The sequence below is a fragment of the Citricoccus sp. I39-566 genome (assembly GCF_031432995.1).
Classification (GTDB): Bacteria; Actinomycetota; Actinomycetes; order Actinomycetales; family Micrococcaceae; genus Citricoccus; species Citricoccus nitrophenolicus_A.
The window spans coordinates 1187675-1214292 of the sequence record NZ_CP133842.1 but is presented as its reverse complement, the minus strand read 5'-3'; the positions used below and the strand labels follow the sequence as shown (position 1 = coordinate 1214292).

General features: G+C 71.1%; 22 protein-coding genes and 1 riboswitch. Of the genes, 5 read left to right on the top strand and 17 right to left on the bottom strand.

Features of this window, described 5'->3' with window-relative positions:
• The first annotated feature begins 84 nt into the window (after positions 1-84).
• A complete protein-coding gene (gene tgt / locus RE421_RS05710) occupies positions 85-1452 on the top strand; it encodes a tRNA guanosine(34) transglycosylase Tgt (protein ID WP_396134595.1) in 1368 nt (455 codons plus the stop codon).
• Here the strand turns inward: tgt and RE421_RS05705 are convergent.
• Entirely contained in the window at positions 1409-2548 is a 1140-nt protein-coding gene (locus RE421_RS05705) for an SRPBCC domain-containing protein (RefSeq protein ID WP_309815716.1), read from the bottom strand. The genes tgt and RE421_RS05705 overlap by 44 nt on opposite strands.
• Positions 2549-2625: 77 nt before the next feature.
• Between RE421_RS05705 and RE421_RS05700 the strand changes: the two genes are divergently transcribed.
• Complete coding sequence (locus tag RE421_RS05700; RefSeq protein WP_309815704.1) at positions 2626-3720, top strand: aldo/keto reductase; 1095 nt, start codon at positions 2626-2628, stop codon at positions 3718-3720.
• Between the two features lie 51 nt (positions 3721-3771).
• On the opposite strand, the gene RE421_RS05695 is transcribed toward RE421_RS05700, so the two are convergent.
• The 11 genes from RE421_RS05695 to RE421_RS05645 all read right to left on the bottom strand — a co-directional run bounded on the left by RE421_RS05695 (position 3772) and on the right by RE421_RS05645 (position 17380).
• On the bottom strand, positions 3772-5595 hold the full coding sequence (locus tag RE421_RS05695) for an ABC transporter ATP-binding protein (RefSeq protein WP_309815701.1): 1824 nt from the start codon (positions 5593-5595) through the stop codon (positions 3772-3774).
• Complete coding sequence (locus RE421_RS05690) at positions 5595-6533, bottom strand: ABC transporter permease (RefSeq protein WP_309815698.1); 939 nt, start codon at positions 6531-6533, stop codon at positions 5595-5597. The genes RE421_RS05695 and RE421_RS05690 overlap by 1 nt, the downstream gene beginning before the upstream one ends.
• On the bottom strand, positions 6530-7579 hold the full coding sequence (locus tag RE421_RS05685) for an ABC transporter permease (protein ID WP_309815694.1): 1050 nt from the start codon (positions 7577-7579) through the stop codon (positions 6530-6532). The genes RE421_RS05690 and RE421_RS05685 overlap by 4 nt, the downstream gene beginning before the upstream one ends.
• A 3-nt stretch (positions 7580-7582) precedes the next feature.
• Entirely contained in the window at positions 7583-9370 is a 1788-nt protein-coding gene (locus RE421_RS05680; protein WP_309815689.1) for an ABC transporter substrate-binding protein, read from the bottom strand.
• Between the two features lie 86 nt (positions 9371-9456).
• Positions 9457-10848 (bottom strand): LLM class flavin-dependent oxidoreductase, encoded by a 1392-nt coding sequence (locus tag RE421_RS05675; protein WP_309815686.1) that lies wholly within the window; start codon positions 10846-10848, stop codon positions 9457-9459.
• A gap of 72 nt (positions 10849-10920) precedes the next feature.
• On the bottom strand, positions 10921-12192 hold the full coding sequence (locus RE421_RS05670; RefSeq protein ID WP_309815683.1) for an acyl-CoA dehydrogenase family protein: 1272 nt from the start codon (positions 12190-12192) through the stop codon (positions 10921-10923).
• Positions 12192-13553 carry an acyl-CoA dehydrogenase gene (locus RE421_RS05665; RefSeq protein ID WP_309815680.1) on the bottom strand — a complete coding sequence of 454 codons (1362 nt, stop codon included), beginning with the start codon at positions 13551-13553 and terminating at the stop codon, positions 12192-12194. The genes RE421_RS05670 and RE421_RS05665 overlap by 1 nt, the downstream gene beginning before the upstream one ends.
• 92 nt (positions 13554-13645) lie before the next feature.
• Positions 13646-13760, bottom strand: a riboswitch (SAM riboswitch).
• Positions 13761-13924: 164 nt separating this feature from the next.
• Positions 13925-14362 carry a cyanase gene (gene cynS / locus RE421_RS05660; RefSeq protein ID WP_309815676.1) on the bottom strand — a complete coding sequence of 146 codons (438 nt, stop codon included), beginning with the start codon at positions 14360-14362 and terminating at the stop codon, positions 13925-13927.
• A 14-nt stretch (positions 14363-14376) separates the two neighbouring features.
• A complete protein-coding gene (locus RE421_RS05655) occupies positions 14377-15222 on the bottom strand; it encodes a formate/nitrite transporter family protein (RefSeq protein ID WP_309815673.1) in 846 nt (281 codons plus the stop codon).
• Positions 15223-15592: 370 nt separating this feature from the next.
• On the bottom strand, positions 15593-16267 hold the full coding sequence (locus RE421_RS05650) for a queuosine precursor transporter (RefSeq protein WP_309815670.1): 675 nt from the start codon (positions 16265-16267) through the stop codon (positions 15593-15595).
• Positions 16268-16384: 117 nt separating this feature from the next.
• Positions 16385-17380 carry an ABC transporter substrate-binding protein gene (locus RE421_RS05645; RefSeq protein ID WP_309815667.1) on the bottom strand — a complete coding sequence of 332 codons (996 nt, stop codon included), beginning with the start codon at positions 17378-17380 and terminating at the stop codon, positions 16385-16387.
• 140 nt (positions 17381-17520) lie between these two features.
• Here RE421_RS05645 and RE421_RS05640 point away from each other — a divergent pair, with 140 nt between their 5' ends.
• Entirely contained in the window at positions 17521-18543 is a 1023-nt protein-coding gene (locus RE421_RS05640; protein ID WP_309815664.1) for a VOC family protein, read from the top strand.
• 28 nt (positions 18544-18571) lie between these two features.
• On the top strand, positions 18572-19501 hold the full coding sequence (locus tag RE421_RS05635; protein WP_309815661.1) for a hypothetical protein: 930 nt from the start codon (positions 18572-18574) through the stop codon (positions 19499-19501).
• A gap of 94 nt (positions 19502-19595) precedes the next feature.
• On the opposite strand, the gene RE421_RS05630 is transcribed toward RE421_RS05635, so the two are convergent.
• The 3 genes from RE421_RS05630 to RE421_RS05620 are packed head-to-tail and all read right to left on the bottom strand — an operon-like array spanning position 19596 to position 21938.
• Positions 19596-20198, bottom strand: a complete 603-nt coding sequence (locus tag RE421_RS05630; protein WP_309815658.1) for a methyltransferase — start codon at positions 20196-20198, stop codon at positions 19596-19598.
• The gene (locus RE421_RS05625) at positions 20195-20947 is read right to left on the bottom strand and encodes a PIG-L deacetylase family protein (RefSeq protein WP_309815655.1); all 753 of its coding nucleotides are present in this window, start codon (positions 20945-20947) and stop codon (positions 20195-20197) included. Before RE421_RS05625 ends, RE421_RS05630 begins: the two co-directional genes overlap by 4 nt.
• Before the next feature lie 40 nt (positions 20948-20987).
• Complete coding sequence (locus tag RE421_RS05620) at positions 20988-21938, bottom strand: DUF6282 family protein (RefSeq protein ID WP_309815653.1); 951 nt, start codon at positions 21936-21938, stop codon at positions 20988-20990.
• Between the two features lie 143 nt (positions 21939-22081).
• On the opposite strand from RE421_RS05620, the gene RE421_RS05615 reads away from it, so the two are divergent.
• Entirely contained in the window at positions 22082-23440 is a 1359-nt protein-coding gene (locus RE421_RS05615; RefSeq protein ID WP_309815650.1) for an MFS transporter, read from the top strand.
• A 4-nt stretch (positions 23441-23444) separates the two neighbouring features.
• On the opposite strand, the gene RE421_RS05610 is transcribed toward RE421_RS05615, so the two are convergent.
• Positions 23445-25220 carry a dihydroxy-acid dehydratase gene (locus RE421_RS05610; protein ID WP_309815647.1) on the bottom strand — a complete coding sequence of 592 codons (1776 nt, stop codon included), beginning with the start codon at positions 25218-25220 and terminating at the stop codon, positions 23445-23447.
• A 3-nt stretch (positions 25221-25223) separates the two neighbouring features.
• On the bottom strand, positions 25224-26618 hold the full coding sequence (locus RE421_RS05605) for an FAD-dependent oxidoreductase (RefSeq protein ID WP_309815644.1): 1395 nt from the start codon (positions 26616-26618) through the stop codon (positions 25224-25226).

Sequence of the window (26618 nt, the reverse complement as noted above, 5' to 3'; positions counted from 1 at the left end):
CCCCTCGTTCTCCCCTGGTCTTGGACCTGCTTCCTGATACATACCATTGAACCCAGACCCACAACAGAAGGAACCCCGGCCACCGTGACCCATCAGACCACCGACCGTCATGAAGCACACAACCCCGGGGCCGGCCCCGCACCCACCGCCGCCTCCCCGCGGGACTTCTCCTTCGCCGTCGGGTCCCGGCTGACCGGACCGGACGGGACGCCGCGCCACGGACGGACCGGCACCATCACCACCCCGCACGGGACCATCGCCACCCCGGCGTTCATCCCGGTGGCCACGCAGGCCTCCGTCAAGGCGGTGCTGCCGGAGGCGATGGCCGCACTGGGGGGCCAGGCCCTGCTGGCCAACGCCTACCACCTGTACCTGCAGCCAGGCCCGGACCTGCTGGACGAGGCGGGCGGGCTGGGGCGGTTCATGAACTGGCCGGGGCCCACCTTCACGGACTCGGGCGGCTTCCAGGTGATGAGCCTGGGCTCCGGATTCAAGAAGGTCATCGACATGAACGGCCCGAAGGCGCCCTCCGGCCAGGGCGCCGACGACGCGGTGGCCCCCGGCAAGGAGCGGCTGGCCAACGTGGACGAGGACGGCGTCTGGTTCAAGTCCCACCTCAACGGGGACCGGCACCGCTTCACCCCCGAGGTCTCCGTGGGCATCCAGCACCAGCTCGGGGCGGACATCATGTTCGCCTTCGACGAGCTGACCACCCTGCACAACTCCCGCGGCTATCAGGAGGAGGCCCTGGAGCGCACCCGCCGTTGGGCCCAGCGCTGCCTGGACGAGCACGCCCGCCTGACCGCGGAGCGTGCCGGCAAGCCCTACCAGGCCCTGTTCGGCGTCATCCAGGGCGCCCAGTACGAGGATCTGCGGCGCACGGCCTGCGGGGACCTGGCCGGGATGCGGGCGGAGTTCCCCGACGGCGGCGGGTCCGGTGCCGAGGCCGGGGGGCTGGAGCACGGCTTCGACGGCTACGGGATCGGCGGGGCGCTGGAGAAGGAGAACCTCGGCACGATCGTGGGCTGGTGCGCCTCGGTGCTACCGGAGGACAAGCCGCGGCACCTGCTGGGCATCTCCGAGCCGGACGACCTGTTCACCTCGGTGGAGAACGGCGCGGACACCTTCGACTGCGTCTCCCCTACCCGGGTGGCCCGCACCGGCGCGTTCTACACCGCGGACGGTCGCTTCAACCTGCCGGGGGCTCGGTACAAGCGGGACTTCGGCCCGCTGGAGGAGGGCTGCGACTGCTACACCTGCGCCCACTACACGCGCGCCTACATCCACCACCTCATCAAGGCCAAGGAGATGGTGGCGCACACGCTGATGTCCATCCACAACGAGCGCTTCACCGTGCGCCTGGTGGACCGGATCCGCGCGTCCATCCAGGACGGCACGTTCTACGACCTCAAGGACGAGGTGCTGGGCCGCTACTACGCCCCGAGATCCTGACCCCGTCATCGACGTCCCACGAATTGGCCCCGCGCTCGCCAGGAGGGGGCCAGTTCGTGCGACGTGGTTGAGCGGTGCCTGACGGTGACCGGTCAGGCGTCGCCGGTGCTCTCGCCCAGCAGCCCGTCGAGGACCGATGACCACCGTTCCCGGACCGCCCGGCCGCCGCGTCCGCAGCGGGTCCAGCTCCGGCCGGCAGGTGCAGGTAGCCGCGGACCACGGACATCCGGGTCTGCCCGAACTGCAGGGTGCCGAACTCGTAGACTCCGGGCTCGGCGCCGGAGGCGGCCGCGTCGGCATCGCTCACCCGCAGCGCCACGGACTCCTGGCCGGCCGGTCCCGCGCCCTCCGGCCCGCCGGTCACCTCGATCACGGTGCCGGTCAGCTCCGCCGGCTGGCCCGCGGCGTCCCCGCGCGCGGTGGCCTGATGCCCGACGACGGCCCTGTCCAGACCCAGCGCCGGGACCAGCCGGTGCCCGGCCGGGACCTCGCGCATCACGAGCGCCTGAACCGTCTCTCGCCCGGCGAAGTGGCCGTGGTACTCACCCAACAGCCGCAGCGCCGAGATCCACCCGAGCAGGGTGCCCTCGATGTCCTCGCCCCAGCGCTGCCCCTCCGTCTCCACGCCGCTGGTGAGCCGGACGCGGGTGCGGGCCGGGCCGGCGTCGGGCCCGGGGGTGGCGGAGCGCGCGTGGCCGAACCCGGGACCGGGACCGGACTCCGGTTCGGTGGGGAAGAGCCGGTGCACGGTGATCTCGGTGGCCCAGTCCGGCACCGTGGTGCCGTCCCCCATCCAGTCCGGCTCGACGTAGGCGTAGCGGTGCGGCGGATCCCAGACGGTGATGGTGCCGGTGGAGTCGCCGAAGTCGCCGTGGTGCGTGACGAGCCGTCCGCCCACACGGGGCTCGAGCTCGGCCTCCACGAACCAGCGCCGGTACCCGGGGCCGGTGGCCACCGACTCCCAGACCTCCTCCACCGTGCCGGCCACGTCCACCTCCACCACGGTGAAGCAGCCCTCGCCCGGCCGGACGAGGCGGGCCGTGGGCTCGTGGTCGGTGGAGTGCGGACCGGAGAAGCTGGGCGATGCAGCGCTCATGGGGCCAGCCTGACACACCGGGCGTAGGGTTCTGAACGGTAGACCGACCGTTGTCCATCCGACCACGTAGGAGCAGCATGACCACCACGGACTCCCCCGACACCCGAGCCGCCGAGATCCACCCCGGCCCCGTCGAGGAACACCACGCCCCGTATGCGGCCGCCGCGGACCGCTACGCCTCCACCGCCTTCCGCCGGGTCGGGTCCACCGGGCTCGCCCTGCCGCCCATCAGCCTGGGCCTGTGGTGGAACTTCGGGGACAACCGCCCCTTCGACACCCAGCGTCAGATCCTGCGGCACGCCTTCGACCACGGCATCACCCACTTCGACCTGGCCAACAACTACGGCCCTCCCGCGGGCTCCGCCGAGGAGAACTTCGGCCGCGTGCTGGCCAAGGACCTGGGCCGGTACCGGGACGAGCTCGTCATCTCCTCGAAGGCCGGCTGGGACATGTGGCCCGGCCCCTACGGCAACCTCGGGTCCCGGAAGTACATCCTGGCCTCCGCCGAGGCGTCCCTGCGGCGGATGGACCTGGACTACGTGGACCTGTTCTACTCCCACCGGGCGGACGCGGACACCCCGCTCGAGGAGACCATCGGCGCCCTGCACACCCTCGTGGTCCAGGGCAAGGCGCTGTACGTGGGCCTGTCCTCCTACTCCCCCGAGCGCACCGTCGAGGCGCAGCGGATCGCCCGGGAGCTGGGCACCCCGCTGGTCATCCACCAGCCCGCCTACTCCCTGCTGAACCGTTGGGTCGAGGACGGGCTGCTGGAGACCCTGGCCGAGCAGGGTATGGGGTCCATCGCCTTCACGCCGCTGGCCCAGGGCCTGCTGACGGACAAGTACCTGCACGACGACGCCGCCGCCCCCTCCGGCGGCCGCACCTCCCTCAGTGGTCACCTGACGCAGGAGAACCTGGCCACCGCGCGTGCGCTGAATGAGCTGGCCGGCGAGCGCGGACAGTCCCTGGCCCAGCTGGCGATCTCGTGGCTGCTGCGGCCCGGCGGGGTGACCTCCGTGCTGCTGGGGGCCTCCTCCACGAAGCAGCTGGACGAGAACCTCGGCGCGCTGGACGGTGTGCCGTTCAGCGACGAGGAGCTGGCCCGGATCGATGCGATCACCGGACGGGAGTCCACCATCGACATCTGGAACGTCTCCGCCCGGATCGACTGAGTCTCCGTCCCCGGGGCGCAGAGTGACGAGACCACGTCACTTCGGTGGGGGTCAGGTCACTTTGTGCCCGGTGGAGGGGGTGGAGAGGGCGCCGAGGGATGCCAGGAGGGTCTTCGTGTAGTCGTGCTCCGGGGCCTCGAACACGCGGTCGGCGTCTCCGTGCTCCACGGCCACCCCGTCCTTCATGACCAGGATCTCGTCACTCATGTGGTGGATGACGCCCAGGTCGTGGGAGATGAACAGGTAGGTCATGCCCAGCGTCTCCTGCAGTTCGGAGAGTAGGTCCAGCACCTGGGCCTGGACCGAGACGTCCAGGGCGGAGACGGCCTCGTCCAGCACCACGACCTTCGGCTCGGGGGCGAGCGCCCGCGCGATCGAGAGCCGCTGCCGTTGGCCGCCGGAGAGCCGCAGCGGGTGCTTGGCGAGGTGCTCCGGGGCGAGTCCGACCACGCGGGCCAGCTGCGCCACCCGCTCAGACTGCTCGGCGCGGTGGGCCCGCCGCGCCCGTCCCGAGGCGAACGCCCCGGGGGCCGCGCCGGCATCGAGCGCGTCGGTGAGGATCCGCTCGCCGCTCCACCGCGGGTCGAAGGAGCTCAGCGGGTCCTGGTAGACCACGGTCACCTCCCGGCGGCGGGGCCTGCGCCCGGCCGGGGACAGCTCGCTCCAGGGCGCACCGTCCAGCAGGACGGTGCCCGCGTCCGGGGCGACGAAGCCCAGGGCCATCGAGGCCGTGGTGGATTTGCCGGAGCCGGACTCCCCCACGATCCCGAGGGTCCGCCCGGCGTGCACGTCGAAGGAGACGTCCCGCACCACGGCGCGGTCCCGGCCGTCCGACCCCCGGTAGGTCTTGGTCAGCCCGCGGGCGGACAGCACGGCCGGAGCATCAGCCGTCTGGTCCATCCGGTGCCCGACGGCGGCCGGGGCCGCGCGCTGGGAGGTCCCGGCCGGCGTCGTGCGCGCTGCGGCCCGGGCCCGGCCCTCCTCGGTGAGGTACTCGCCGCGGGTGTGCCCGGACGGCACGGCGTCCAGCAGCTGCCGGGTGTAGGGGTGCTGCGGGTTCTCCAGGATCTCGGCTGCGGTCCCGGACTCCACGATCGTCCCGCCCTGCATCACCAGCACGCGGTCGGCCAGCCGTCCCACCACCGAGAAGTCGTGACTGATGAGCAGGATCGCCGTGCCGTCCGCCTTCCGCTGGGCGAGCAGGTCCAGCACCTGGGCCTGCACCGTGACGTCGAGCGCGGTGGTCGGCTCGTCGGCCACCACCAGGGACGGGTGGTTCGCGATCGCCGAGGCGATCAGGGCCCGCTGGCGCAGGCCGCCGGAGAGCTGATCCGGCCGCTGCCCGGCCACCAGCCGTGGGTCCGGCACGCCGACCTCCGCCAGCAGCCGCTCGACCCGTTCCGTCCGCTCGGCCCGGTTCCGCACCCCGTGTACCCGGAGGGACTCGGCGATCTCGGCGCCCACCGGCCGCAGGGGATCCAGCGAGACCAGCGCGTCCTGGAGGATGAAGCCGATCTCGGTGCCGCGGATGGAGGTCCAGTCTCGGTCCCGCAAGGTGCGCAGGTCGCGGCCGAGCACCGTGGCCGTCCCCGCCTCCACGTGGGCGTTCGGTCCGGTGAGTCCGATCAGGGTGCGAGCGGTGACCGACTTGCCGGATCCCGATTCACCGATGACGGCCACGCACTCGCCGGGGCGGATGTCCAGCGAGACGTCGTGGACCACGTGGCGGCGGTGGCCGTGTGCATCGGTGAACCAGACGTTGAGGTGTTCCAGCTGCGCCAGTGGCTGCCGTCCGGCTGGACCGGGTACGGCTGCCGCGACACCGTCGGCGTCAGTGGTGCGGGCAGGGATGGCAGTGTCGATCAGGGCGTTCATCAGCGGCCTCCTTCGAGGGTGGACTCCACGTACTTGCCGAGGGAGGTGGCGGTCAGGGCGGTGGCCAGCACGGCCAGCCCCGGGATGATCTCCAGCCACCAGGCGGCGGTGATATAGGGGCGTCCCGCCTCCAGCAGAGCACCCCATTCCGGCGACGGCGGGGCCACTCCGAAGCCGAGGAACGCCAGCCCAGAGGCCCAGACGATGGACTGGCCGATCCCCAGGGTCAGGACCGCCAACAGGGGTCGCAGCGCATTGGGCAGTACATGCTGCACCAGGATCTTCGCCGGCGGGTGGCCCAGGGCGCGGGCGGCCTGGACGTAACCGGAGCGGTGCACGGACATCACCTGGGCCCGGACCATTCGCGCGTAGCCGGGGGCGATCCCCAGGCCGACCGCCAGCACCAGCGTCGGCACGGACGGACCGTAGACGGCGATGAACACCATGGCCAGCAGCAGGATCGGGAAGGCGAAGAGGACCTCGATGGCCCGGCCGATGATGGCATCCGCCCACCGTCCGCCGAGCGCGGCCCAGGAGCCGAACACCACGGCCAGCCCGACGCCGACCCCGGTGGCCCCGAGCCCGATCAGCAGCGACTGCCCCGTGCCGTGCACGATCCGGGAGTACAGGTCCCGGCCGGACTGATCGGTGCCGAACCAGTGCTCCCAGCTGGGCGGGGCGAGGGGCGAACCCAGGTTGATGGCCCGCGGATCGGCGGTGGCCAGGATCCCCGGGGCGAAGGACGCGATGACCAGCAGCGCCGCGAACGCCCCCGCGATCCAGACCGTGACCGGCACCCGCCGGAAGGTGACGGTTCCCAGGACGGCACCGGTGCCGGCGTCGTGGCTGGCTCCTTGGGTGGCGCCTTGGGTGGCGCCTTGGGTGGCGCCTTGGGTGGCGCCGGAGCGGGTGGCGGTGTCCAGGGTGGGGGTGCTCATGCTGACTCCTTCAGGCGCGGGTCGACGAGGATGTAGGCGGTGTCCACCACCAGGTTGGTGATCACGTAGATCAGGGCCACGAGCATCACCACCCCGCAGACCACCGGCAGGTCGCGGCCGTTGACGGCGGTGACCAGGACGCGGCCGAGGCCGGGGCGGGCGAAGATGTTCTCGGCGATCACGGCGGCGGAGAACTGTGCTCCCACGGCCCAGCCGGTCAGGCTGAGCCCGGGCAACAGGGAGTGGCGCAGCACGTGGCGGATCCGTACCCCGGAATCGGACAGGCCACGGGCCCGGGCGGTGAGCACGAAGGGCTCGTCCAGGGTCCGTTCGAACTCGGTGCGCATCACCTGGGCCAGGAAGCCGGCCAGCGGGATGCCCAGGGTCAGGGCGGGCAGGACCAGCCCGACCGTGCCGCTGCCGGAGACCACGGGGAAGAGCCCGAGCGACAGGGCGAAGACCACCAGCAGGATGATGCCGAGCCAGTACTGCGGCAGGGCGGCGGCCGCCGCCTCCAGTCCGGAGAAGAGCCGGGACACCCAGGGGGTGCGCCGGGCCGTGAGGACCAGGAGGACGAGGGCCAGGGCCCAGGCGACGGCGAGCGCGGTGAAGGTCAGGATGACCGTGGGGGCGATCTGATCCCCGATCACCGTGGTGACCGGCTGGTAGAGGGTGTAGGAGATGCCCAGGTCCCCGCGCAGCAGCCCGCCGAGGAAGTCCAGGTACTGGACCAACAGGGGGTCGTCGAAGCCGAAGAGCTCGTTGATCGGTGCCAGCTCCTCCGCGGTGCGTTCCTGCACCTGGCCGGTCTGCTGGTTCAGCAGCAGCGTGGCGCGGTCCCCGGGCAGCAGGGTCTGGATGAGGAACGTGATGGTGGCCGCGGCCCACACCACGATCACGGCCCCCAGCAGCTTCCGGCCGGCCCGGGCCGCCACGCTGGCCGCCGAGGGACGGTGGCGTGCCGAGACCGATGGTGACGGGGTGGCGGAGGTCGCCGGACCGGAACCCGGGGTGGGCCTCTGGTCAACGGAAGTGGTCAGCGTCATGGCTCAGTCCTCGTTCTCTGCCGGGGCGTGAGGGGGAAAGCCGTCCGAGTCGTCCCGGGCGGACTCGGAGGTGAAGGAGGCGTCGTGGAAGATCGGTCCGCCCTGGGCGTGCTCGAGCCAGATGCCCGTGACCTCGTCCGCTGCGGCCAGGGTGTTGGTCTGGGTGTAGAGCCCGATCGCCGGCGCCAGCTCGCTGAGTTGGTGCTGCGCCTCGGAGAACCGTTCGGTGACCAGCTCGGGGCTCGGCGCCTGCAGGGCGGACTGGATGGTCTCGAAGACCTCCGTGTTGTCCAGGAAGGTGGTGTTGGCGCCGTTGGGGGCGTCCTGGGTGGAGGGACGGTAGTTGATGTTGAGGATCCCGGCGTGCGGGCTGGTCCAGTAGCCCACCTGCGCGTCATAGCTGTCCGGGGTGGAGAAGGCGCCACCGAAGAACTCGGAAGGGGTCCCCGGGCGCAGCACCAGGTCGAAACCGGCCGCGCGCGCCTGCTCCTGGACGTTCTGGATCACGGTGTTGCCGTCCGGGGTGATGATGCTGTTCAGCCCATAGACCACCTTCGCCTGCAGCCTCTGCCCGTCCTTGGTCCGGGTGCCGTCCTCGTCCCGGCCCGTCCACCCGGCCTCGTCGAGCAACTCGTTGGCCCTCTGCAGGTCGAACGGGTACTCGGTGGCGGCGGCCTCGTCATAGTCCGGGGTGGACTGGGAGAGGTAGCCACTGGGCTCGAAGGGGACCGTGCCGAGGAAGGCCGATTCCACGTTGGCCTCGCGGTCCGTGGCAAAGGACAGTGCCTGGCGGACGGCCTGGTCGGTGAAGATGCCCCGCTGGGTGTTCAGGTTCATCACCACGGGACGGCCCGGCGTGATGTATTGGGTGAAGTCATACTGCTCGCGCGCCTGGGCGATGTTCACGGCGGGCACCTCGCCGATGGCATCCATCTCGCCCGAGAGCAGTGCCCCATACCGGGAGGTGTTGTCCGGGATGATGTTCCACCGGACGCCCTCCACGTGCGCCGGGCCCTGGTGACCCGCATTCCCCGGAGCCCACTGGTAGTCCTCATTGCGCTCGAACTCGATGTACTCGCCCCGCTTCCAGTCCTTGACCGTGAAGGGGCCGGAGCCGATCGGCTCGGTGCAATTCTCCTCGTCTGACCTCGTCTCCAGCGCAGTGGGCGACTGCAGTCCGAAGTACGACTGCGAGATGGTCGAGAGGAACGGGGAGAACGGGGCGGAGAGGTGGATCTGGACGGTGTGCTCGTCCACCACCTCGGAGTGGTCGTAGAACCCGCCCAGGTGGGCCGCCGCCGTGCCGTTGCCGCCGTCCATCCAGTAGTCGAAGTTGTACGCCACGGCGTCGGCGTCCAGGGGCGTGCCGTCCGTGAAACGCACGTCATCGCGCAGATCCAGGGTCCATACCGTCCGGTCCTCGGAGACCGACCAGTCGGTGGCGATCCACGGCACCACCGAGCCGTCCTCCGTGGCGGAGACCAGGTTGTCCAGCACCTGGCGGGCTGTGAAGTTCTCCTGGATCCAGCCGCCGAAGATGCAGTTGGGCTCCTGGAGGTGCCCGTACTCGAGGACGCCGCCCTGGACCGGTTCCGTGGCGGAGCCGGTCAGGGCCGCCCGCTCCTCCGGGGCCGCGCCGGCAGAGCAGGAGGCCAGTGCGAGGGCCGACGCCGCGGCCAGGGCGAGGCCGGCGGCGAAGGTGCCGGGCCGGCGTCGTGCCCCGGGGTGGGGCGCCGGAGTGGAGGAAAGGCGCCGGTTTCCGGGCGCGTTCGGGGAGGGTGGGGTGTTCATGGTGCTTCCTTTCATCCGGGCACAAAGTGACCTCACCCCCACCGTGGTGACGGGGCTGTGTCACTCTGTGCCCGGGGGCGGCGGGCTCAGACCCCGGCGGGGACGGCGTCCTCGCGCTGGGAGTCGCGGGCGAAGGCGCCGCGGTACTGCGCGGCCGGATGGGTCTCGGGCAGCCGGTCCCGGCCGAAGAGCTTCTGGCGCAGGGTGCCCGGGGTGTACTCGGACTGCGCCAGGCCGCGCTCGCGCAGCACGGGCAGGACCTTGTCCGCGAACTCCTCGAAGGAGCCGGGGATGACCCAGTTGATGACGTTGATGCCGTCCACTCCCGCCGCCTGCCACTGCTCCAGCTGGTCTGCGATCTGCTCGGGGGTGCCTACCAGGCGGTTGTTGCGGTGACTGCGCCAGGCAACGTCCGCCACCACCGGCTCACGGTCCGTGATGGCCTTGGAGGTCCATTCGGCGAAGCCCTTCTGGGTGTTCGTGTTCAGTTCAGACAGCGGGGTGTCCGGCGGGTAGACGCGGCCGTCCGGGTCCACCAGCGCGGCGTGGGCCAGGTAGCCGTCCACGGAGGCGTACTGCTCGTACTCGGCCAGCTTGCGCCGCGCCTCCTCCTCCGTGTCCCCGATGACGAAGCTCAGGCCCTGGTAGAACGTGATGTCCTCCGGCGCGCGGCCGGCCTCCGCCGCGCGGCGCCGGGTGTCCTCGATCTGCTGACGGGCGATCTCCGGGTTCGCCGCGATGATGAACACCGCCTCCGCGTTGCGGGCCGCGAAGTCCCGGCCTGAGGCCGAGGACCCGGCTTGGTACAGCAGCGGCGTGCGCTGCGGGGAGGGGGACGGCAGGTGCGGGCCCTCCACGGAGTAGCGCTGGCCGACGTGGTGGATCTTGTGGACCTTCGCCGGGTCCGAGTATCGGGAGCCCTCCCGGTCCTTGACCACGGCGCCCTCGTCCCAGGAGCCCTCCCAGAGCTTGTAGGCCACGTCCACGTACTCCTCCGCCCAGGCGTAGCGCTCCGCGTGGTCCGTCAGCCGGGGCAGGCCGAAGTTGCGCGAGCCGTTGTCCTGGGTGCCGGTGACGATGTTCCAGGCGATGCGTCCGCCCGAGAGGTGATCCAGCGTGGACAGCTGCCGGGCGAACTGGAACGGGTGGGACTGGAACACGTTCGAGGTGGTGGCCAGGCCGAGGTGCTCGGTGACCACCGCGAGCGCGCCGAGCAGCACGGTCGGGTCGTTGGACGGGATCTGCAGGCCTTCGTTGACGTAGACGGAGTAGTCCGCGTCCGCGTCTCCGTAGTGGCCCACCACGTCCGCGAAGAACATGGCGTCGAACTTCGCGGCCTCCAGGGTGCGCGCCAGGTCGATCCACGTGTTGACGTCCGTGAATTCGGTCTGCCCGGCGTCCGGGCGGCGCCACTGGCCGTGGTGGATGTGGCTCGTGGTGTTCATGACGAACGCATTGAAGCGCAGGGGCTTGCTCATGGGATTCTCCTGGGTGGTTGGACGGGATGGGGCACGAAGTGACGAGGCCACGTCACTCCGGTGGGGGTGGGGTCACCTTGTGCCCGGGTGCGGGGCGGCGGGGGCGGAGCCGACGCGGTAGGAGCGTTCGGGGCCGGTGCCGTTGACCTCCCAGTCGCCGAGGAGCCGGGCCCGGTAGATCAAGGGGTTGTGGTTGGCCAGCACCCGGGCGTTGCGCCAGTGCCGGTCCAGCCGCTTGGTCTGGCTGAGGGCGGTGGCCCCGCCCACCTCGAACAGCTGGGTGGCAGCGGCCAGCACGGTCTTCGCGATGACCTGCTGGGCCTGGTAGACGCGCACGTAGAGCTCGTTCACGTCCTCCTCCGGCAGCTGTCCGCCGGCCCCTGCGGCGGCCTCCCGCTCGAGGATCCCGCCGAGCGCGGTGACCACGGAGTCGAAGGCCGCCCGCGCGCCGAAGGCGGCGGCGGAGAGCTCGCCCACCACCTGCAGCACCTGGGCGTCCTCGCGCGGCAGTTCGGCGGCGCCGTGGCTGAAGGACCGGCGCCGGCCGCGCACATAGTCCGCGCCGTCCCGGACGATCGCCTCGGCGATGCCGGTCAGCGCCGCCAGGTGCAGGAACTGCCAGCTGGCCTGGCCGGTGGCCACGCGGGTGCCGTCGTCCAGCCCGCCGGCGTAGACCTCCGCGGCCTCCACCGGCGTGTTCTCGAACACCGTGGTGCCGGAGGCGGTCAGCTGCTGGCCGAAGCCGTCCCAGTCGTCCAGCACGCTCACGCCCTCCGCGTCCACGGACACCGTGGCGGCGATCTCCTCGCCCTCGGCGTCCACCGCCGCCACGATGATCCAGTCCGCGTAGAGGGTGCCCGTGGAGTAGTACTTGGTCCCGTTCAGCCGCCACGTTCCGGCAGCATCGCGGATCAGGGTGGTGGTCCCCTGGCCCACGGCGTTGTTGATCTCCGTGACGGCGTTCCCGACGACGGCCCCCTCGCCGAGGCGGCGCAGCCACCGGTCCCGTAGGGCCTCGTCCGGGTGACCCAGGACGTTCTCCTGGTTGATCAGGTGGGCCCGCAAAGCCTGGACGAGGTTCGAGTCCGCCGCGGCCAGCTCGAGGATCAGCGGGGCCTGTTCGGCGAAGGTGAGCCCGGATCCCCCGTACTCCACCGGGACCCGCAGGGAGGTGAACCCGGCGGCGGCCAGGGCTCGGACGGTGCCGCGGTCGATGTGGCGGTCGGCCTCGCGCTGGGCGGCGCTGGCCGCGATCTCGGCGAAGACCGGCACGAGGCGTTCGCGGGCGGCCCGGAAGGCCTCGGAGGTGTGCGCGGGCGCGGCGGACAGGGTGGTGGCAGTCATCATGCTCCTGTGGTGGTGGTCGAGTCGGACACCGAGTTGCGGGCGGTGGAGTGGAACGGCGGGACGGCCCCGTTGATCCGGTAATTGCCCACGGCCTGGGTGCGGTAGATCAGTGGGGTGTGGCTGGCCACGGTGCGGGCGTTGAGCCAGTGCTGGTGCAGCTGCCTCGAGGCGTCCGTGGCCGAGGCCCCGCCGGATTCGAAGATCTGGTTGGTGGCGTCCAGGATCAGCTCGGAGACCACGAGCGAGGCCTCGGACAGGGCGATGTTGGCCCGGGTGTGGGCCTGGACCACCACCGGGTCCTCCAAGTCGGTGTGCCCGCGGACCTGGACGTAGGACTGTTCCACCACGGCCGCCGCGCCCCGCACGATCTGCCGGGCGGCGGACACCTTGGCGGAGACGGTGCCGATGACCTGGTGCACCAGCGGGTCCTGGGCCGGCGTCTCCGCAGTGGCGTGGTCATAGGTCCGACGCCGGCCCTTCACGAACGCGGTGATCTCGGCCAGGGCGGTGGTCCCGATCCCGGCCTGGGTGGCCGTCAGCACGATCCAGAGCACCGTGTACGCCAGCACGCCGGTGGGCACGTTGAACTCCTGGGTGCGCTGGGCCTGCACGGGCACGTGGTCCAGCGTGGTGGTGCCGGAGGCGGTGAGCCGCTGTCCGAAGCCGTTCCAGTCGTCGATGCGCTGCACGCCGGGATCGCGGGCGTCGATGATCGCGAAGACCGGGCCGTCCTCCTCGAGCCCGGGCCGCACGGCGGAGACCAGCAGGTAGTCCGCGAAGATCGCCCCGGTGGAGTAGAACTTGTCCCCGCTGAGCCGGGCCACCTCCGTGGTGCCCGTGGCGGCGGCCGACTGCACGGTGTCCGGGTCGGCGTCGATCCAGTGCACGGGGCGCCGGCCGGCGGACGGCGGCAACTCCACGAGGGCGTTGCCGAAGATCCTGCCGGCGGCCACCTCGGCCAGCCACCACTCGGAGACCGCGCCCTGGGACTCGTTCTCGTGTTGCTCCGTGAACATGAAGTGCCCGTGCAGCGCCTGGGGCAGGTTGGGGTCCGCGGCGGCGAGGTCCACCAGGAGGTCCGCCAGCTGGGGCAGGCTCGCCCCGATGCCGCCGTAGTCCCGGCCCAGGCGCACCCGGGTGAACCCTGAGCCGCGCAGGTACTCGATGGCCGCGAAGGCCAGCTCGTGGTCCAGCTCGCGCTGGGCGGCTCCCGCCGCGACGGCCGCGAAGACGGGGGTGAAGTGCGCGGTGAGCTGGGCGTCCGTCGGCCCCGAGGTGCCGATGGCCGCCCGCAGCTCCTCAAAGGTCGGCAGGCCGGTCGGCGCAGCGCGGTGGTCGAGGTGGGTGGTGTCCGTCATGGGTGTCCCCGTCATCCATGGCACACCGGAATGGCGTGGGCCCGGAATACGGCGTCATCGGGGCCCTGCGGCCGGGACACGCATTCACGGTGGTGCCGTACTTGCCTCGCGGTGGTCACCGGAGGCCGAATCATCACCTGGAGCACCCCACTACGGTGAGAGGGTTGCCGCCCGGCCAGCCAGGGCTTCGCGCCGGATCTCGTGATTCTGTTGTTGACCCTAGGCAGTCAGCACGTGGCCTCCAAGCCTCGGGTCATGTTCAGCGGCCTGACGTCATCTGGGCCCGTTTCCGCGCCGACGTGCCGCCCCGACCGTCGAAGGCCGCCCCAGATGACGGCCTGTGACGGCCCGTGACGAGAGGGGCGGTCCGGTCACCAGCGGTAGTCCAGGAACTTGCCGTCCAGGGTGATGACCACGCGGTCGCCGTCCGGATCGGCACGGCGGGCAACGTCTGCCGTGAAGTTGATGGCGCTCATGATGCCGTCCCCGAACTCCTCGTGGATCAGGGCCTTCAGCGCCGGTCCGTAGACCGATATGGCCTCCACCAGCCGGTAGATCGTGGGATCGTTCATCACGGTCGGATCGCTGCCCCGGTTCGGCTGCTGCTGCAGGCTTTCGGCCACGTCGTCGCCCAGGCCGAGCATCTCGACCACGACGGCGGCCTGGGCCGCGGTCATCGGGTGCTGTCCCAGCAACGCGGCCGTGGTCCACACCGGGGCGGCGCCGAGGGCGCCGGCGAGGTCCGCCCAGGTGAGGCCGGCACGGATGCGGGCGGCGTCGACGAGGGCGGCTGCGTGCATCTTGGACATGATCGGATCCATGGTCAGCGGCTCGCGACGTGGTCGGCGAGGGGCGGCAGCTTCGGCTGGCGCTTGGCCGCCGTGCGGTAGTGGGTGGCGTACAGGGTCAGGCCCACGAAGGAGAGGCCGCCCACGAGGTTGCCGAGCACGGTCGGGATCTCGTTCCAGACGAGGTAGTCCATGACGGAGAACTCACCGCCCAGCATGAGGCCCGCCGGGAAGAGGAACATGTTGACGATGGAGTGCTCGAAGCCCATGTAGAAGAAGAGCATCACCGGCATCCACATGATCAGCGCCTTGCCCACGACGTCCTTGGCCAGGAAGGCCGCGACCACACCGGTCGAGACCATCCAGTTGCAGAGCACGCCACGGATGAAGAGGGTCAGCATGCCACCCGCGCCGTATTCGGCGTAGCCGACCGTCCTGCCCTCGCCGATGGAGCCGATCTGCTGGGCCACCTCGTTCGGCGGGGTCTGAAAACCATAGGTCATGGTCACCACCATCATGACGGCCACCAGGAAGGCACCGGCGAAGTTGCCGGCGAAGACCAGGCCCCAGTTGCGCAACAGGCCGCCGATGGTCACTCCGGGCCTCTTGTCGATCCAGGCCAGCGGGACGAGGGTGAAGACGCCGGTCAGCAGGTCGAAGCCGAGCAGGTAGATGAGGATGAAGCCGACCGGGAACAGCAACGCCCCCACGAGGGCGTTGCCGGTCTGTACGGTGACGGTGATGGCGAAGGCGGCGGCGAGGGCCAGGATGGCACCGGCCATGAACGAGCGGATCAGGGTGTCCCGGGTGGACATGAAGACCTTGGACTCACCGGCGTCGACCATGTGCTTCACGAAGTCCGGTGGGCTGACGTAGGACATGGGACATCACTCCTGGGTCGAGGGGGCGGTCACCGTTGCCGGGCAACGGGCATACCCCCAACCTAGAAAGCGCGAGTTTCTGCGGTGTTTCCGTCCCCGCACCGGCCCACGAAATCTCCCTCACTGTCCCGGCGGGACACAGTGAGGCGCGCGTCCACTCAGTCCCGCCGGGGAAGCTCCCTGACCAGGGTCTTCGGTGCGGTGAGCCGATAGGCGAAGACCTTCTGGGTGAAGAACGCCGGCCGGCCGTGGGGTGCGGACGCGCTGGACGTGGAGGTCGCCGTCGTCGTACATCCTCGGGTGGGCCATGCGCACCAGTGTCACCGGCGGCGGCCCCCGGTTGAACCCTTGCGGGCCGACGCGCGGCAGGTCAGGCAGCGTAGGCCGGCTCGGCCCGCTTGACCCGCCCGATGACCCAGATGGTGACCGGGGAGAGCACGATCTCCACCACGGACTTGAAGAGGAAGCCCACGACGACGTAGTTCAGGAAGGTCGGCAGGTCCGTGATGCCGATGACGCCGGCGGCGATGGAGCAGAAGACCAGGGTGTCCAGGAACTCGCCCACCAGCGTCGACACCGCCAGGCGGCCGAAGAGCAGCCGTTCGCCGGAGCGCCGCTTCATCCGGACCATGAGCCAGGAGTTGGCGAGCTGGCCGATGAGGAAGCCGAGCAGGGAGGCCAGCACGATCAGGGGCACGGGGGCCAGGGTGCGGACGAGGGCGTCCTGGCCGTCGTACCACTCGGCGCCGGGCAGGGCGATGATGACCCAGTAGCAGGCCGCGGCGAAGACCGAGAGCGCGAAGGTGGTCACGATGGCCCGGCGGGAGGCCTTGAAGCCGTAGACCTCGGAGACCACGTCCCCCACGATGTAGGCCAGCGGGAAGAGGAAGAACCCGCCGTCCGTGACGATCGGCCCGAAGGTGACGCCCTTCGAGGCGCCGAGGTTGGACAGGATCAGCACCACGGCCATGACCGCGGTGAAGATCGCATACAGGCCGGTGCCGGTGGGGGCGAAGCGGGCAGGGGCAGGGGCGGTGGTGTTCACTTCAGGTCCTCGGTGGTTCGCGGGAAGGGAGCACTCCTGCTGCCCCAGGATGCGTCCGAACGACGCCTCATTCTTCCACACCCCGGCCGTCGGGACCCGCCGGTCCTGCTGTCCCGTCTACCGGACGATCATGGCGTCCAGGTCCGGCTTCGCATCGATGAAGTCGTACGTCACGGCCAGCTCGCCGATGGCCTGGAGCTGCTCCTCGCGAATCTCGCCCCCGAGCTCGTCGAGCTTCAGGGCCATGGCCGCCTCCTCGGGCAGGTTCATGAACTCGGGCAACAGCTTCTTGGCCTCGTCGTTGTTCTCGTCCGTGGCGGCGAGCGCCTCGGTGATGGCCGCCTGGAACTGTTCCACCGTCTCCGGGTTCTCCTCGGCGAACGTGCCGGAGGTGAACGTGACCATGGTGGGCATGCCCTCGATGGAGTCGCGGAAGGAGTAGCCGAGCAGTTCGTTGTCCGGGTCCTCCAGCGCCGTGGTGAGGAAGGGCTCGGGGATCCAGATCGCGTCCGTGTTGCCCTGCTCGAGCTGCGCCGGCATGTCCTGGAACGGCATCTCCGCGAACCTCACGTCCGCCGGGTCGGAGCCGCCCTGTTCGGCCAGGTCCATGAGGGTCAGGTCCCCCAAGGTCCGCAGGGCGTTGATGGAGGTGGTCCTGCCGGCCAGGTCCCCGTAGTCCTCGATCCCGGCGTCCACCCGCGTGACGACTCCCGAGGTGTCCTCCCCCTCGTCCGCGGAGTTGCAGTAACCGGCCACGATCTTCATGTCCAGGCCCTGGTCCACGGCGGTGAGGACGGACAGGGGGTTGCCGACCCCGAAGTCCATCTGCCCGTTGGACACGGCCGGCAACATGGCGGCGCCGGCGTTGGCCAGGGCGATCTCCACGTCGAGTCCGTGCTCGGCGAAGATGCCCTCCTGGATCCCGTACTCCACGGCGATCGAGGCGGCCAGGGGGACCAGGCCGACGGTCACCTGCGTCAGCTCTCCCTCCGCGACTGGGCTGCCCGCTTCCGACCCCTCCCCCGTGACGGAGGGAGACCCGGAGGAGCAGGCGGTCAGCGCCAGTCCGGCCACGGCCAGAACGGACAGGGCGGCGAGGGGACGGGACTTCATGGCGACTCCTGGGCCTGTGAGGTGGATCACGCGCCGAATGAATACCTATGACCGTAGCCATAGCGCCCCGAACTGTCTATGATTTTGTTGACAATCTTGTTCAACATCCGAGCAGCACTGCGTCTGACAGGAGCACGCCCATGACCGAGCGCATCCGCGACATCGCCCACCTCTCCACGGTGGAGCTGTACACCCCGAAGTTCGAGGAGTCCCTCGCGTTCTTCCGGGATCTGCTGGCCATGCGCGAGGTCGGCCGCACCACCGAGAACGGCGAGGAGTCCGCCTACCTGCACTGCTGGGACGACTACGAGCCCTACTCCATCAAGCTCACCGCCAAGTCCCACGCGGGCGTGGGCCGCGTGGCCTGGCGGGCCCAGAGCCCCGAGGCGCTGGAGCGCGTGGTGGCCCGCATCGAGGCGACCGGCCTCGGCGAGGGCTGGGTGGACGGGGAGATGGGACGCGGCCGCACCTTCCGCTACCGCAACCCGGACCAGCACCTGATGGAGGTCTACTTCGACACCGAGTGGTACGAGGCCGACGACACCGACCGGCCGGCGCTGAAGAACCAGGCCGCCAGATTCCCCGGCTTCGGCGCCAACGCCCGCCGCCTGGACCACATCAACTACCTCACGGCGGACATGGCCGGCGTCTGCGACTTCACGGAGAACGTGATGGGCGGCTACACCACCGAGTTCATCCAGCTCGACGACGGCGACGTGGGCGGCCACTGGTTCACCTTCGGCCAGAAGTCCTATGACATGGTCTACTCCGATGACTGGACGGGCACCCCGGGCCGCCTGCACCACCTCGCCTTCGCCTCCGACACCCGCGAGGACATCCTCAAGGCCGCCGACATCTTCCTCGAGAACGGCATCTTCATCGAGTACGGCCCGTACAAGCACGCCATCCAGCAGGGCTTCTTCCTCTACGTGTGGGAGCCGGGCGGCAACCGGATCGAGCTGGCCAACCAGGGCTCCCGCCTCATCCTCGCCCCGGACTGGAAGCCGATCCCGTGGTCCCAGGGCGAGCGCGCCAAGGGCCAGGCCTGGGGCATGAAGACCATCCCGACCTTCCACACCCACGGCACCCCCGTGGTGGAGGACGCGGACGCCACCGCGAACCCGCACGGCGCCCCGAACCAGGACGAGGGACTGGAGTCCTGATCCACCCAGGACCGCATAGGCTCGGACCATGTCCCGAGATTTCGGCTTCGTCGCCGGCGCCCCGATGAATCGGCTGGCCACCAGCCCCCTGTTCGCCGCAGCGTCGGCCGCCGCCTTCGGCGGGCTGACGCTCGTCGAGCCCCGGCACTTGGGCCCCGGCGCCCAGGCCGCCTACCGGATCACGACGGCGGCGCTCACCGGTGCGTACACCGCCGCCACCCTGCCCGCCGGGACCACGGTGGGGATGCCCGCGCGCTACACCGACGCACCCGGCGCGCCGATGCTCGCCGTCCCGGTGGACGCCGGACTGCGCGGCTCGGCCGCCCTGGCCGCGGGCGGCCTCAGCCTCGGCCTGGCCGAGCCGCTCGAGGTACTGGACGCCCGCATCATGGACTGGCTCACCGAGCGCGGGGTGAGCCGCCCGCGCTGGTGGATGGCCGGCGTCGGGGTGGCGATGGTGGCGGCCGGCTGGGCCTGGGACCGCGCCGAGGCCCGCGCCCTGCAGCGCGCGCTGGAGCAGGACGCGGACGGTGACACCGAAGACGGCGACCACGGCCCCGTCGAGCCCGCCGTCGCAGCCCTCCTGGACGCACTGCTGGCGCCCGGCGTCCCCGGTGCCGAGGCCCTGCGGCTCCAGCTGAAGACGGTGGAGCAGCAGGACTCGGGTGCCGGATTCAGCACGGATGCCTTCCTGGTGGTCCACCCGGACACCCCGCGGATCGCCCCGCGGACGCAGACGTGGCCGGTCAGGGCCCGGTTCACGCGGGACGGCGCGGTGTTCGAGATCGAGCTGCAGATCCACGAGGGGCGCCTGGAGTCGCTGTCCATCATGATCGCCGACGAGATATACGGCACGGACAGCGAGGTCGACACCGACGCGGCGATCGACGCCCTCACTGCCTGGCCGGCGCCCGATGAGCTCGAGCTCATCACGGAGTCGGCAGACCCTCTCCCCTGAGCCCTCCTAAACACCTGAGTCGCACGAATTGGCTCGGCTCACCCGCAAACGGGGCCAATTCGTGCGACTCAGTTTCAGGGTTGTCGGGGTGTACTCAGAAACCGATCTCGGCGCGCTGCTTCGTCTCCGCGGCGTGCTTGGCCTCGGCCTTGGCCAGCACCTCGGCCGCGCGAGCCCACGGGACCACCGCGACGCCGTCGTCATCGCCGAGCACCAGGTCCCCCGGGTGCACCACCACGGTCCCGACGGCGGCCGCCTCCCCGGACTGGAACGGCCCGTTGCGATAGGGGCCGGCCGGCGTGGTCCCGCGGGCGAAGACCGGGAAGCGCATCTGCTGAAGGTCCACGGCGTCCCGGACGCAGGCGTCCAGCACGAAGCCGACGCAGCCGCGGGCCATGGCCCGGCCGGCGATCAGCTCCCCGATCAGCGCGCGGTGGGTGGCGCCCTGGCCGTTGACCGCCAGCACGTCGCCGGGCTGCAGGGAGTCGATGGTCTCGTGGATGCCGAGGTTGTCCCCGCCGGCCACGGTCACCGGCACGGCGCGGCCGGCCATCCGGATCCCGGCGGCGGGCCAGACGGACTGGATCCCGGAGTCGACCACGTTGAGCCGCTCCATGGCGTCTCCCACGTTGGCCACCGGCAGGGCGGCGAAGCGCTCGAGAAGCTCGGCCTCGGTCAGTTCAGCCGGCTCGCTCACAGGGTGCCCACCACGTTGGGCACCAGGCGCATGAACGCCTCGGCCTGGCGGATCTCCTTGTTGCCGGTGACCTTGCGGGCGTGGTTGCCGCGGTGCTCGGCGCGCTCGGCATAGTAGGTCTGCAGGTAGGCCTGCGCCTTCATCTCGGCCATGGCGGCCTTCTTCTGTTCGAAGACCGCGGTGATGTCCACGAAGACGGAGGGCAAGAACCCGCACAGCTCGGGCTGGTGCGGCTCGAAGACGAGGAACTCGCTCGGCGGGGCGGTCTTGAACCCGGACTCCACGCCGGCACCGGAGGTCATCAGCCGGGCCTTCTGCACCATCTCGTAGGCCACCGGGTGGTCCGGGTTGAAGGGGTCCTTGTCCGGGTGGGTCAGCACCACCGTCGGGGCGAAGTCCCGCATCAGTTCGGCCAGCCGCTCGATGTCCGAGTGGTCGTTGACCAGCGGGTAGTCGCCCAGGTCGAAGGCCTCGAAGGAGGCGCCGAGGTGCTGCGAGGCGCGCTCGGCCTCGCCGTGGCGGATGCGCTTGACGTTCTCCTCGGTCTGGCCGTCCTCCTGCCACAGCACGCCGGACTCGCCGCGCTCACCGTAGGTCAGGGCGACGACCTTGGCCTCACCGCCGGCCTGCACGAACGCGGCCACGGCGCCGGCCGCGCGCCAGACGAAGTCGGCGGAGTGGGCGCCGACCACCAACAGGCGGCCGGCGGAACGGTCGGTGGATCGGTCGGCGGCGGGCTGTGCGGTCATCAGGGGGTCCTTTCGGGACGGGGGTGATGGGGAGAGGTTCTCAGCGCAGGTGCGCCGGGGCGTCCGGCAGCGGATCGGCCCCGGCCAGGTGCCGGGAGTTGTGGACGGTCATCAGCCGGATCTCGGACTCCGGGTATCCGGCGGAGAGCATCAGGTCGGCGACGATCGCCAGCCCGTCCTCCACGGGTGGGTTGAAGGGCTGGCCGAGGTCCGTGGAGATCACGGAGTGCTCCACTCCGGCCCCGCGGATGTTCGCGTGCCAGGTCTCCCAGGAGACCTTGCCGGTCAGCGGCGTGGTCAGGCACCGCTCCAGGAAGACCCCCTGCTCGGCGAGCGCGCGCTGGGAGTCCAGGCCCATGCGCTGGGAGGTGAACTCGGGGTGGGTGACGATGATCCGCTCCACCCCGGCCGCCCGCGCGGCGGGCACGAGGGCCGAGGATTCGTCCGTGTGCAGGTGGCCCGTGGCCAGGACCATCGAGTGCTTCGCCATCACCTGCAGCACCTGCGCGGTCTGCCGGGTGGGCGTGCCGTCATCCTCGAGCACCCGCACCGCCTCGGCCTTCATGCCGGCATCGTCCAGGTCCTGCTGCAGCCGCGCCCACATCGGCGGGATGGCACCCTCCGGCTCCTCGGCGAGGCAGGAGCGCTGGTTGTCCGAGTCCACCGTGGGGAACCAGACGACCTTCGCCCCGCCTCGGCCGGCAATCTCCACGGCCACGGGGTTCATGCCGCCCACCGAGGCGTTCAGGGTGATGGCACCCAGGGCCTGGACCTCGGGGACCACCGCCCGGACGTGCTCGGCGCGCTCCGCCGTCGGGACGTAGTGGGACTTGATGACGAAGCCGGCCAGGCCCAGGTCCCGGAAGCGCACCGCCAGGTCGAGGTCGCTGATCCGCCGCGTCATCACGTCCGGGGCCACGTGCACGTGGAGGTCGTAGGCGCCCCGCACGAGGGCCCGGGCGCGGGCGGAGGGGGTGGCGTGCTCGGTCATCCCCTCAGCGTAGACAATCGTCCGCGAGATTGCCACCAAAATTGTTGACAATCTAACTCCCTATGGACATAGTGAATAGGGTCGTGATGCAGTTCACGTCAACAGCGCACAACGTGACCAGATCCCGAGAAAGGCTGGGCTCCTTGTCCTCGACCCCCTCTTCCACCTCCTCCACCACCGCCCCCGATGCCGCCCCGCATCACGGGCCCGCAGTGGCCCCCACCCCCGCGGAGCAGCGCAAGGTCCTCGGCGCCAGCTTCGTGGGCACCGCCATCGAGTGGTACGACTTCTTCATCTACGGCTCCGCCGCCGCCCTGATCTTCGGCCCCCAGTTCTTCCCCAGCGAGGACCCGATCGCCGGCACGCTCGCGGCCTTCGCCACCTTCGCGGTCGGGTTCATCGCCCGCCCCATCGGCGGGCTGGCCGCCGGCCACTTCGGCGACCAGATCGGCCGCAAGAAGATGCTGCTGATCACCATGCTCGTGATGGGCGGGGCCACCGTGGGCATCGGCCTGCTGCCGAACTTCGAGACGATCGGCGTCTGGGCGCCCATCCTGCTGGTGGTCCTGCGCTTCATCCAGGGCCTCGGCGTGGGCGGCGAGTGGGGCGGAGCCGTGCTGATGGCCGTGGAGTACGCGCCCCGCAAGCGCCGCGCCCTGTTCGGCGCGTTCCCGCAGATGGGCCTGCCGGTCGGCATCATCGTCTCCAACCTGGTGTTCATCACCGTCACGGCCACCCTGGCCCCCGAGGCCTTCCAGGCGTGGGGCTGGCGCGTGCCGTTCCTGCTCTCGGCGCTGCTGATCATCGTGGCCCTCTACCTGCGGTTCAAGGTCGAGGACTCCCCGGTCTTCCAACAGACCCAGGAGCAGGACGAGGTGCACCGCTTCCCGCTCGGCGAGCTGCTGCGCCACCACGGCGGGACCACCCTGCTGGCGGGGCTGGCCTCCGCGGCCTCGCCGGCCATCGGCTACATCTACTCCGTGTACATGCTCTCCTACGGCACGGAGGCGCTCGGGCTGCCGCAGCCCACCATGCTGTGGCTGATCGTCGGCGGGGCCGTCATCCACCTCGCCACCGTGCTGCTGGGGGCGATGCTGGCGGACCGGTTCCGGCAGAAGCCCGTGTTCGTGGCCGGCGCCGCGCTGGTGGTGCTGGGCGCCTTCCCGTTCTTCTGGCTCGTGGACACGGCCCATCCCGTGCTCATCCTGCTGGGCTTCGGCCTGGTGCTGCTGGCCCAGTCCCTCATGGCCGGCCCGCAGGCGGCCCTCGTGGCGGAGCTCTTCCCGGCCAACATCCGGTACTCGGGCGCCTCCACGGCCTACCAGATCGGCTCGATCGTCGGCGGCGGCTTCGCCCCGCTCATCGCCACCAGCCTGTACGCGAGCTTCGGCGCCTCCTGGCCCATCTCCCTGTACATCCTGGCGCTCGGCGCGCTGGCCCTGGTGACCATCCTGCCGCTGAAGACCGGCCGCTTCGACGCCTCCTGGGAGAGCTCCCGGTAGCGGATCACGACGCCGGCCGGCCGGGTTCCGCGGGGCAGGCCCCGGGCCCTGCCCCGGGCCGGGGGCACAGGACGGCCCCGCAGGCCAGGGGCTGCACAGCGCTCCGGTACAGGTCCAGGTAGCCGACCGGGCCGGCGTCGTGCGCCTCGTGGTGGTCCGCCGGGCGCTCCGGCTGCCGGAACGGCGGGCGGGCGGCCAGGACGGAGGGGTCCACGAGGACATCGATGCTGCCGGCCTCGAGGTCGATGGCGATCGGATCCCCGTCCGCCAGCAGCCCGATGGCCCCGCCGGTGGCGGCCTCGGGTGAGACCTCCCCGACCATGACCCCGGAGTTGGCCAGTCCCGAGTACTGGCCGTCGGTGACGAAGCCGACCCTGCCGGCCAGCCCCGCCCCCTCGAGGGCGAAGATCAGGCCGGAGACGAAGCCCATGCCGGGGCCGCCCTCCAGCCCGACGCCGCGCAGCACCACCACGTCGCCGGCCCGGATCCTGCCCTCGGCTACGGCCTGGATGCCCTCCTCCCGGGAGTGGACGATCCTCGCGGGACCGGTGAAGGTGTAGGGCCCGGGGTCCGGGATGGGCCGCTTGGACACCGAGCCGGTCTCCGCCAGGGACCCGCGCAGCACCACGATGGACGGGCGCGTGGAGTACGGATTCCCCAGGCCGCGGATGACGGTGCCGTCCGCGGGGGCCGCTGCCTCGAGGCGCTCGGCGAGGCTCTGGCCCGTGACGGTGGGCCGGTCCGGGTGGAGCAGCGGGGCCAGCTCCCGCAGGACGGTGGCCGCTCCCCCGGCGTCCTCGAGGTCCTCCACGAGGTGCGGGCCGTTGGGGCGGATGGAGGCCAGCAGCGGGACCGTCCGGCCCCGGGACCGGAAGGCCTCCCAGACGTCCACGTCCAGTCCGGCCTCCACGGCGATGGCCTGCAGGTGCTTGATGGTGTTCACGGAGGCGCCCACGGAGAGCATCACCGTGACGGCGTCCCGGACGGCGTCCGCGGTGATGATGTCCCGGGGACGGACGTCGTGCCGCAGGGCGTGGGCCAGGGCCGCGGCCGAGCGGCGGACGGAGTCCCACATCCGCTCGCTGTTGGCCCGGACGGGGGCCGCTCCGGAGACCGCCAGGCCCAGGACCTCGGCGATCATGTGCATGGAGTTGGCGGTGGCGAGCCCCGCGCAGACGCCCGGGCCGCGGATGGCGGTGTCCGCCATCGCCTCCATCTCGGCCTGGTCGCCGCCGCGGATCGAGTGGTAGGAGGCCCGCAGGAACACCTCCTCGATGTCCGCGCCGCCGTCCGCGGCCAGCCCGGAGTGCTGGTAGCCGCACGGGATGACCACCGTGGGCACGTTGAGCCGGCCGGCGGCCATCAGGTGGGCCGGGGTGGTCTTGTCACAGGAGCTCAGGCAGATCATCCCGTCCAGCTGGGCGCCCTCCACCATCACCTCGATGTCGTTGGTGATGAGGTCCCGCGCCGGCAGCACGTACCGGCCGGCCCGGCCGACGCTGGTGATGAAGTCCGAGGGGGCGGAGGTGCGGATCTCCAGCGGGAGGATCCCGAGGGCGCGCAGTTCCTCCTTGAGCGCCGTCACGATCCCGTCCAGGTGGGCGAAGCACGCCGCCAGGTCGTTCGAGGTGTTGACGATGGCGACCTTGGGACGGTCCAGCTGGTCGGCGGTGATGCCCAGCGGCCGCCACTCGGCGCGGCGGGCCAGCGAGCGCATGGAATCGAGGGGGAAGTTGCTCCGCAGCTCGGGCCACGCCTCTCGGCGGTCGGTGGCGGCCATGGGTCACCGCCCCCCGGTGGAGGGGCCTGCGGGCCGGCCCGACAGCGGGTCCGGGGGAAGGTCCGTGCCCAGATAGGCCCCGGTCTCCTCCAGGCGGTGCTGCAGGTCGGGGACGTGCACGTCGGCGACGCCGACACCGGCTGCCAGGCTGAGGTGGGCCGCCACGCCGGCGGCCTGCCCCATGACGAAGCAGGGTCCGGTCACCCGCGCGGAGGACTGCCCCCACTGGGTCATGGACGCGGAGCGTCCCACCGTCAGCAGGTTCCGCACCCCCTGCGGGACGAGCATGCGGTAGGGCAGCTGGTTGAAGCCCCGCGAGTCGAGCCCGGCCGGCGGGAACCGGAACTCCACCGTGCCCTCCACGTGGGCCTCCACCGGCCACCCCTGGACCCCGACGGTGTCCTCGAAGTCCACGCAGTCCAGGATGTCCCGCTCGCTGAGCTGGTAGGCGCCGACGCTGCGGTAGGTCTCCCGGATCCCGATCTGCGGGGCGATGTCCACCACGTAGGCGTCCTCGAACCCCGGGGTGCTGTCCCGGATGAACCCGAAGACGTCCCAGACCTGGCGGCGTCCCTGGAGCTCACCGTGGGAGAGCTGCCAGACGTCCGTGCCGTCCACGGCGGAGCCGTCCGGGTTGGAGAGCTGGGTCAGGTTGGCCCGCCACTCCAGCGGGTTCCGCTGCGGCCGGACGATGGGCTTCTTGCGGGGGAAGGTCCGCCGCCCGCTCTCCTCGGCCTCGTCCATCAGCCGGGCGACGGTCCGCCAGGCCTCCCCCGCCGCCTCGGGGTCCACCCCGTTGATGCGGAACATCAGCGAGGGGTAGAGCAGCTCGGCGGACCTCTCCACGGGGGCACCGGCCCAGCGGACCAGGTCGGCGTCCCCGGAGCCGTCGATGAACACGCGCCCCCGGAGGGCGGCCCGCCCGGACTTTGACTCCACCAGCACCGCCTCGATCCGGTCCTCGGCGTCCCGCACCGCCCCGACCGCGGTGGCGTGGAAGAGCAGGTCGGCGCCGCTGCCGGCCAGGAACTCGTCCGCGGCCACCTTGTAGGCCGAGATGTCGAAGGCCTGGGCCTGGATCCGGTCCTGGACGCTCAGGTGGGGCGCGCTGAGCCCGTCCATCCGCTCCAGCCGGTCCAGCAGCTCGTCCGTGTAGCCGCGCACCACCCGGCGGTGCTCGCCGCGGACCCGGGCGTGGAGCCCGCAGAAGGTGCTCAGCCCGCCCATGGTGCCGGCCCCGCCGAGGAAGCCATACCGCTCCACCAGCACCGTGGAGCGGCCCTCGCGGGCTGCCGCGGCGGCCGCCATCAGGCCTGCGGGGCCGCCGCCGACCACCACCACGTCATACTCCCCGATGACGGGGGTCTCACGCCGTTCCTCCTGGAGGTGCTCCTGCAT

Excerpts from the sequence above, each read along its gene's own strand:
- RE421_RS05705 (WP_309815716.1), bottom strand. The coding sequence starts at position 2,548 with ATGAGCGCTGCATCGCCCAGCTTCTCCGGTCCGCACTCCACCGACCAC.
- RE421_RS05700 (WP_309815704.1), top strand. The coding sequence starts at position 2,626 with ATGACCACCACGGACTCCCCCGACACCCGAGCCGCCGAGATCCACCCC.
- RE421_RS05695 (WP_309815701.1), bottom strand. The coding sequence starts at position 5,595 with ATGAACGCCCTGATCGACACTGCCATCCCTGCCCGCACCACTGACGCC.
- RE421_RS05690 (WP_309815698.1), bottom strand. The coding sequence starts at position 6,533 with ATGAGCACCCCCACCCTGGACACCGCCACCCGCTCCGGCGCCACCCAA.
- RE421_RS05685 (WP_309815694.1), bottom strand. The coding sequence starts at position 7,579 with ATGACGCTGACCACTTCCGTTGACCAGAGGCCCACCCCGGGTTCCGGT.
- RE421_RS05680 (WP_309815689.1), bottom strand. The coding sequence starts at position 9,370 with ATGAACACCCCACCCTCCCCGAACGCGCCCGGAAACCGGCGCCTTTCC.
- RE421_RS05675 (WP_309815686.1), bottom strand. The coding sequence starts at position 10,848 with ATGAGCAAGCCCCTGCGCTTCAATGCGTTCGTCATGAACACCACGAGC.
- RE421_RS05670 (WP_309815683.1), bottom strand. The coding sequence starts at position 12,192 with ATGACTGCCACCACCCTGTCCGCCGCGCCCGCGCACACCTCCGAGGCC.
- RE421_RS05665 (WP_309815680.1), bottom strand. The coding sequence starts at position 13,553 with ATGACGGACACCACCCACCTCGACCACCGCGCTGCGCCGACCGGCCTG.
- cynS (WP_309815676.1), bottom strand. The coding sequence starts at position 14,362 with ATGTCCAAGATGCACGCAGCCGCCCTCGTCGACGCCGCCCGCATCCGT.
- RE421_RS05655 (WP_309815673.1), bottom strand. The coding sequence starts at position 15,222 with ATGTCCTACGTCAGCCCACCGGACTTCGTGAAGCACATGGTCGACGCC.
- RE421_RS05645 (WP_309815667.1), bottom strand. The coding sequence starts at position 17,380 with ATGAAGTCCCGTCCCCTCGCCGCCCTGTCCGTTCTGGCCGTGGCCGGA.
- RE421_RS05640 (WP_309815664.1), top strand. The coding sequence starts at position 17,521 with ATGACCGAGCGCATCCGCGACATCGCCCACCTCTCCACGGTGGAGCTG.
- RE421_RS05635 (WP_309815661.1), top strand. The coding sequence starts at position 18,572 with ATGTCCCGAGATTTCGGCTTCGTCGCCGGCGCCCCGATGAATCGGCTG.
- RE421_RS05625 (WP_309815655.1), bottom strand. The coding sequence starts at position 20,947 with ATGACCGCACAGCCCGCCGCCGACCGATCCACCGACCGTTCCGCCGGC.
- RE421_RS05620 (WP_309815653.1), bottom strand. The coding sequence starts at position 21,938 with ATGACCGAGCACGCCACCCCCTCCGCCCGCGCCCGGGCCCTCGTGCGG.
- RE421_RS05610 (WP_309815647.1), bottom strand. The coding sequence starts at position 25,220 with ATGGCCGCCACCGACCGCCGAGAGGCGTGGCCCGAGCTGCGGAGCAAC.
- RE421_RS05605 (WP_309815644.1), bottom strand. The coding sequence starts at position 26,618 with ATGCAGGAGCACCTCCAGGAGGAACGGCGTGAGACCCCCGTCATCGGG.